Genomic DNA, 7,009 nt, shown 5'->3' with positions numbered 1-7,009 from the left:
GTCCCCGTCACGGTCGGGGTGGATCTGGCGTCCAGGCCCGCCCAGGCCATCGAGGGCATCGCGTACTTCACCGTCTCCGAACTGCTCCAGAACGTCAGCAAGCACTCCCGGGCCACCCGGGCCACGGTCGACGTGTGGCGTACGGCGGACCGGCTGATGCTCCAGGTCACCGACGACGGCCGGGGCGGGGCCGACGCCTCGTCCGGCAGCGGTCTGGCCGGGCTCGCCGAGCGGCTGGACGCGGTGGACGGTGTGCTCGTCGTGACCTGCCCTGGCGCGGCTGACCGGCCGCCGGCCCGGGAGGCGTACGGAGCGCCGCCCGCCCACGCCCGCAGTGCCCCTCCCCGCTCCGGCGGGGCCGGGGCACTGCGGGCACGTCGCGGTCGGAAAGATCCCCGGGACGTCCCGTTCGGGCTCCGATGCTGGGATGCTGGAGGTCCCGGGGCCGGTCCCGGCAACGCCGTGCGCACCGGCCGCAGAGCACGATTTCAACAGTGGGGGAACACAGCGTCGTGGAGAACAGGGTGCGCGTCGTCATCGCCGAGGATTCCGTACTGCTCCGGGAGGGACTCACCCGGCTGCTGACCGACCTCGGACACGACGTCGTGGCGGGCGTCGGGGACGCCGAGGCGCTGATCAAGACGGTGGGCGACCTCGCGGGGCAGGGCGAGCTGCCGGACGTGGTGGTCGCCGACGTGCGGATGCCGCCGACCCACACCGACGAGGGGGTCCGGGCCGCGGTGCGGCTGCGGAAGGACTACCCGGACATCGGGGTGCTGGTCCTCTCCCAGTACGTGGAGGAGCAGTACGCCACCGAGCTGCTGGCCGGCAGCAGCCGGGGGGTGGGCTATCTGCTCAAGGACCGGGTGGCCGATGTCCGGGAGTTCGTGGACGCGGTGGTGCGGGTCGCCCAGGGCGGGACGGCCCTGGACCCGGAGGTGGTGGCGCAGTTGCTGGGCCGGAGCCGCAAGCAGGACGTGCTGGCCGGGCTCACACCGCGCGAGCGGGAGGTCCTCGGCCTGATGGCGGAGGGCCGGACGAACTCGGCGGTCGCGAAACAGCTGGTGGTGAGTGACGGGGCCGTGGAGAAACACGTCAGCAACATCTTCCTGAAACTGGGCCTGTCGCCGAGCGAAGGTGATCACCGGCGAGTTCTCGCCGTCCTGACGTATCTCAACTCCTGAGACCGGGGGCGGGGAGTTCCCGCCGCGCGCGGCGACCCGTGTGACGTGCGACGGAACACGGGGAATCCCTGTCTCAAAAGCGCTTCGGCCATATGATCGGTCCGAGGAAGGCGACCCTTACAGAAGTAAGGTGGGGCTCTGGACCGCCGGCGGGCCGGCCGGTCCCGAGCCGCCGCCCCGAGGGAGGTCCAGTTCAGTGACCAGCCAGGTCAGTAGCCCAGCCGGAAAGACCGACGAGGCCGACGAGGCCCTTGTCGGGGATCAACGTGTCCCCCAGCTCGGCGCCGAGGCCGCGGGCGAAAAGGAAATCCGTCGTCTGGACCGGGTCATCATCCGTTTCGCGGGTGACTCCGGCGACGGCATGCAGCTGACCGGTGACCGCTTCACGTCGGAGACGGCGTCGTTCGGGAACGACCTGTCGACGCTGCCGAACTTCCCCGCGGAGATCCGGGCGCCCGCCGGGACGCTGCCGGGCGTGTCGTCGTTCCAGCTGCATTTCGCGGACCACGACATCCTCACGCCGGGCGACGCGCCGAATGTACTGGTCGCGATGAATCCCGCCGCACTGAAGGCCAATATCGCCGATGTGCCGCGCGGGGCCGACATCATCGTGAACACCGACGAGTTCACGAAACGCCCCATGGCGAAGGTCGGTTACGAGACATCTCCGCTGGAGGACGGGTCCCTCGACGCGTACAACGTGCATCCCGTGCCGTTGACGACTCTGACGATCGAGGCGCTGAAGGAGTTCGGTCTTTCCCGAAAGGAGGCCGAACGCTCGAAAAATATGTTCGCCCTGGGGCTGCTTTCCTGGATGTACAACCGTCCGACCGAGGGGACGGAGAAATTCCTCCGGACGAAGTTCGCCAAGAAGCAGGCGATCGCCGAGGCGAATGTGGCGGCGTTCCGGGCGGGCTGGAATTTCGGTGAGACCACGGAGGACTTCGCGGTCTCCTACGAGGTGGCGCCCGCCTCCCAGGCGTTCCCCACGGGCACCTACCGCAACATCTCCGGGAACCTGGCGCTGTCCTACGGGCTGATCGCCGCGGCCCGCCAGGCGGACCTGCCGCTCTACCTGGGCTCGTACCCGATCACTCCGGCCTCCGACATCCTCCACGAGCTCAGCCGTCACAAGAACTTCGGTGTGCGGACCTTTCAGGCGGAGGACGAGATCGCGGGGATCGGGGCGGCGCTGGGCGCGGCCTTCGGCGGTTCGCTCGCGGTGACGACGACGTCGGGGCCCGGGGTGGCGCTGAAGTCGGAGACCATCGGCCTGGCGGTCTCGCTGGAGCTGCCGCTGCTGATCGTGGACATCCAGCGCGGCGGCCCGTCCACGGGCCTGCCCACCAAGACCGAGCAGGCCGACCTGCTCCAGGCGATGTACGGGAGGAACGGCGAGGCGCCGGTCCCGGTCGTCGCCTCCCGTACCCCGGCGGACTGCTTCGACGCGGCGATGGACGCGGCGCGGATCGCCCTGACGTACCGCACCCCGGTCTTCCTGCTGTCGGACGGCTACCTGGCGAACGGCTCGGAGCCGTGGCGGATCCCCGAGGTGGAGGGCCTTCCGGACCTGCGGACCCGGTTCGCGACCGGCCCCAACCACGAACTGGCCGACGGCACCGAGGTGTTCTGGCCCTACAAGCGCGACCCCGAGACGCTGGCCCGTCCGTGGGCGGTGCCGGGCACACCCGGTCTGGAGCACCGGATCGGGGGCATCGAGAAGCAGGACGGCACGGGCAACATCTCGTACGACCCGGCCAACCACGACTTCATGGTGCGCACCCGCCAGGCGAAGATCGACGGCATCGCGGTGCCGGAGCTGGAGGTCGACGACCCGGCGGACGCCCGGACGCTGGTGCTGGGCTGGGGTTCGACGTACGGCCCGATCACCGCGGCGGTCCGCCGGCTGCGGGCGGCGGGCGACACCATCGCCCAGGCCCATCTGCGGCACCTCAACCCCTTCCCGGGCAATCTCGGCGAGGTGCTGGCCCGCTACGACCGGGTGGTCGTCCCGGAGATGAACCTGGGCCAGCTCGCCACCCTGCTGCGGGCCAGGTACCTGGTGGACGTGCAGAGCTTCAACCAGGTCAACGGCATGCCCTTCAAGGCCGAGCAGCTCGCCACCGCCCTCAAGGAGGCCATCGATGCCTGACGCCAACGAACTCCTCCAGCTGGTCCCCAAGGCCGAGGGCAAGCAGTCCATGAAGGACTTCAAGTCCGACCAGGAGGTGCGCTGGTGCCCGGGGTGCGGGGACTACGCGGTCCTCGCCGCCGTGCAGGGCTTCATGCCGGAGCTCGGGCTGGCCAAGGAGAACATCACGTTCGTCTCCGGCATCGGCTGCTCGTCCCGCTTCCCGTACTACATGAACACCTACGGGATGCACTCCATCCACGGCCGTGCCCCGTCCATCGCGACGGGCCTGGCGACCTCGCGGCGGGACCTGTCGGTGTGGGTCGTCACGGGCGACGGCGACGCGCTGTCCATCGGCGGCAACCACCTCATCCACGCGCTGCGCCGCAACGTCAACCTGAAGATCCTGCTGTTCAACAACAGGATCTACGGCCTGACGAAGGGGCAGTACAGCCCCACCTCGGAGATCGGCAAGATCACCAAGTCGACGCCGATGGGCTCGCTGGACGCGCCGTTCAACCCGGTCTCGCTGGCGCTGGGCGCCGAGGCGTCCTTCGTGGCGCGGACCGTGGACTCCGACCGCAAGCACCTGACGAGCGTGCTGCGGGCGGCGGCCGACCACCCCGGCACCGCGCTCGTGGAGATCTACCAGAACTGCAACATCTTCAACGACGGCGCCTTCGAGGTGCTGAAGGACAAGGAGAAGGCCCAGGAGGCGGTCATCCGCCTCGAACACGGCCGGCCCATCCTCTTCGGGACCGACGACTCGAAGGGCGTGGTGCGCGATCCGCTCACCGGTGACCTGGAGGTCGTCACCGTCACGGAGGAGAACCGGTCCCGGATCCTCGTCCACGACGCCCACAACCCCAGCCCGACGACCGCGTTCGCCCTCTCCCGGCTCGCCGACCCCGACACGCTGCACCACACCCCGATCGGTGTGCTGCGGAGCGTGGAACGCCCGGTCTACGACAGCCTGATGTCCGACCAGCTCGACGCCGCCGTCGAGCAGCGGGGCAAGGGCGACCTGGCCGCCCTGCTGGCGGGCAACGACACCTGGACCGTCGTCGGCTGACGGACCCGCGCGGCGTCCCGGGCGGCCGGGGCGCCGCACCACAGCGCCGGACGGGCAGACCTTTCCGCCCGCCCGGCGTTTGGCCGTCCGGGGCCTGCCCGGGCGACCCATCATGGCGCCATGGCCCTGGACAGCGGCCCGGGGTACCGGGTCAAGAACCACCTGCTCGGCAAGGCGCTCACCAGTGACCGTGTCCGCGACGAGAAGCTGAGCAACCGGACCGCCCTCGGGGTCCTGGCGTCGGACTGCGTCAGCTCCTCGGCGTACGGCTCGGAGCAGATGCTCCGGGTCCTGGTGCCGGCCGCGGGGCTGGGTGCCTTCACCCTGCTCATGCCGGTGACCGGGGCGATCCTGCTCGTCCTGGTGCTGCTGACCCTCTGCTACAGCGACGTCGTCATGATCTACACGCGGGCGGGCGGTTCGTACGTCGTGGCCCGCGAGAACTTCGGGCCGGACATCGCCCAGGTCGCCGCCGTCGCCCTGCTCGTCGACTACGTGGTCACCGTCGCCGTCCAGGTGTCGGCGGGCACCAACGCGCTGATCTCGCTGGCGCACCTGACCGGGGGCGGCTGGACCGGCATGGACCGCTTCCAGCTCCCCCTCTCCGTCCTGGCCATCGTGGTGCTCGCGTACGGGAACCTGCGGGGCGTCCGGGAGGCCGGGCGGCTCTTCGCCCTCCCCGCCTACCTCTTCATGACGGCGATCGGCCTGGTCATCGTCGTCGCGGCCGTGCGCGGCCTGTCCGGGAACCTGCCGCACGCCGATGTGCACGCCCCGGGCGCCGTCCCGCTCGGCACCGAGGGCAGCGGCTGGCTGTACGGGGCGTCCCTGTTCCTCGTGTTGCGGGCGTTCGCCAACGGCGGCTCCTCGCTGACCGGGCTGGAGGCCATCTCGAACGGCATCTCCGCGTTCCGTGAGCCGCAGGGCCGCAACGCCCGCCGCACGATGATCACCATGGGCTGCGCGCTCGGGATCCTCGTCCTGGGCGTGTCCACGCTGGCGCACTTCACCCACGCCATCCCCTACACGGACGGCACGCCGACCGTCATCGCGCAGGAGGCCCGTCTCGCGTTCGGGGACGGGGTGGTGGGCACGGTGGGACTGGTCTTCGTCCAGCTGGCGACGGCGCTGGTGCTGTACACGGGGGCCAACACCCCCTTCACCGGCTTCCCGTTCCTGGCGAGCTTCGTGGCCCAGGACCGGTTCCTGCCGCGGGTGCTGACCCGGCGGGGGCACCGGCTGGCGTTCTCCAACGGCATCATCTGCCTCGCCGTCATCTCGCTGGCGCTGCTCCTGGCCACCGGCGCCAGCGTGGACAAGCTGGTCGCGCTGTACGCGATCGGTGTGTTCACCGCCTTCACCATGGCCGGTGCCGGTCTCACCGCGTACCACCTCAGGCGCCGCGAACCGCGCCGCCGGACCAAGATCGTGGTGAACGGCCTCGCTTCGGCCATCTCGGCGGCGGTGGTGCTGATCTTCGCGGTCACCAAGTTCACCGAGGGCGCCTGGCTCGTCGTGGTGGTCTTCCCGGCCGGGGTGTGGGCGCTGATCCGCATCAACCGCGAGTACCGGAGCGAGGCCGCCGCGCTGGAGGGCATCCAGCCCCCGGGGGCCGACCGGCCGCTCACCCGCCGTCACCTGGTGTTCGTCCTCGTCGAACGGCTCGACCTGGCGACCCTGAAGTGCCTGCGCTACGCCCACGAGCTGCATCCGGACGGGATCAGGGCGGTGCACTTCGCGATCGACGAGCCGTACGCGGACCGGCTGGCGGCCCGGTGGGAGGACACGACCGCGACCTCCGTCCCCCTGGACGTCGTGGCCTGTCCCGACCGGCGGCTGCACCACGCCATGGTGGAGCTGGCGGCCCGCACCACCGCCGACGGGGACACCTCGCTGACGGTCCTGGTACCGCGGCGGCTCTACCGCCACGTGCTGGGGAAGCTGCTGCACCGGGGCACGGGCGAAGGGATGGCGAAGACGCTGGGCGCCCTGCCGCACGTCGCCGTGACGATCCTGCCGTTCGACGTCTCACGCGCACTGCACGCCCTGGAGGAGGGGCGGGCGCCTCAGCCCGACTGAGCGCGCCGGCGCGCCGTACGGGAAACGCCCTGTGGACCACCGGCCGCCTGTCATGACCGTTTCCCTGAGACGGCTATGACAGGCGGCCCTTCCGGCGTTACCGTCGTGCAGTCGGCCGGTGGGCCGGCCCAGGAGCGCCGGGAGGGCCCGTGGAGGGAAAGAACGAACAGCGGGCAGGCCTGCTGTACGGAGTCGGGGCGTACGCGATGTGGGGTCTGGTGCCCCTCTTTTGGCCGCTGCTGGAGCCGTCGGGCGCGGTGGAGATCCTCGCCCACCGGATGGTCTGGTCGCTGGGCGTGGTGGGGATCGCCCTGCTGGCCCTGCGCCGCTGGGCCTGGATACGCGAGCTGCTCCGGCAGCCGGGGCGGCTGGGCCTCATCGCGCTCGCCGCGACCGTCATCGCGGTCAACTGGGGCCTGTACATCTGGTCGGTCAACAACGGCCATGTCGTCGAGGCCTCACTCGGCTACTTCATCAACCCGCTCGTCACCATCGCCATGGGCGTCCTGCTGCTCGGCGAGCGGCTTCGGCCCGCGCAGTGGG

At 70.7% G+C, this 7,009-nt stretch carries 5 protein-coding genes and 1 pseudogene; all 6 read left to right on the top strand.

Annotated elements, in window-relative coordinates:
- Window positions 1-273 (top strand): annotated as a pseudogene (locus IH13_RS44395) (sensor histidine kinase); the annotation flags it as partial.
- Window positions 274-524: 251 nt separating this feature from the next.
- Window positions 525-1,184: a response regulator transcription factor gene (locus tag IH13_RS0106450; RefSeq protein ID WP_031081797.1), complete on the top strand. Its 660-nt coding sequence runs from the start codon at window positions 525-527 to the stop codon at window positions 1,182-1,184.
- Between the two features lie 196 nt (window positions 1,185-1,380).
- Window positions 1,381-3,336: a 2-oxoacid:acceptor oxidoreductase subunit alpha gene (locus tag IH13_RS0106445; protein WP_031081794.1), complete on the top strand. Its 1,956-nt coding sequence runs from the start codon at window positions 1,381-1,383 to the stop codon at window positions 3,334-3,336.
- Window positions 3,329-4,387: a 2-oxoacid:ferredoxin oxidoreductase subunit beta gene (locus IH13_RS0106440; protein WP_031081792.1), complete on the top strand. Its 1,059-nt coding sequence runs from the start codon at window positions 3,329-3,331 to the stop codon at window positions 4,385-4,387. Before IH13_RS0106445 ends, IH13_RS0106440 begins: the two co-directional genes overlap by 8 nt.
- Before the next feature lie 120 nt (window positions 4,388-4,507).
- Window positions 4,508-6,466 (top strand): APC family permease, encoded by a 1,959-nt coding sequence (locus IH13_RS0106435; protein WP_031081790.1) that lies wholly within the window; start codon window positions 4,508-4,510, stop codon window positions 6,464-6,466.
- A 149-nt stretch (window positions 6,467-6,615) separates the two neighbouring features.
- Window positions 6,616-7,009 (top strand): EamA family transporter (locus tag IH13_RS0106430; RefSeq protein WP_031081788.1); only part of this gene is annotated, 394 nt, incomplete at its 3' end.

The sequence above is a fragment of the Streptomyces sp. NRRL WC-3549 genome (assembly GCF_000721935.1).
Classification (GTDB): Bacteria; Actinomycetota; Actinomycetes; order Streptomycetales; family Streptomycetaceae; genus Streptomyces.
The sequence above is the reverse complement of the archived record's forward strand: the minus strand, read 5'-3'. Positions and strand labels throughout refer to the sequence as shown.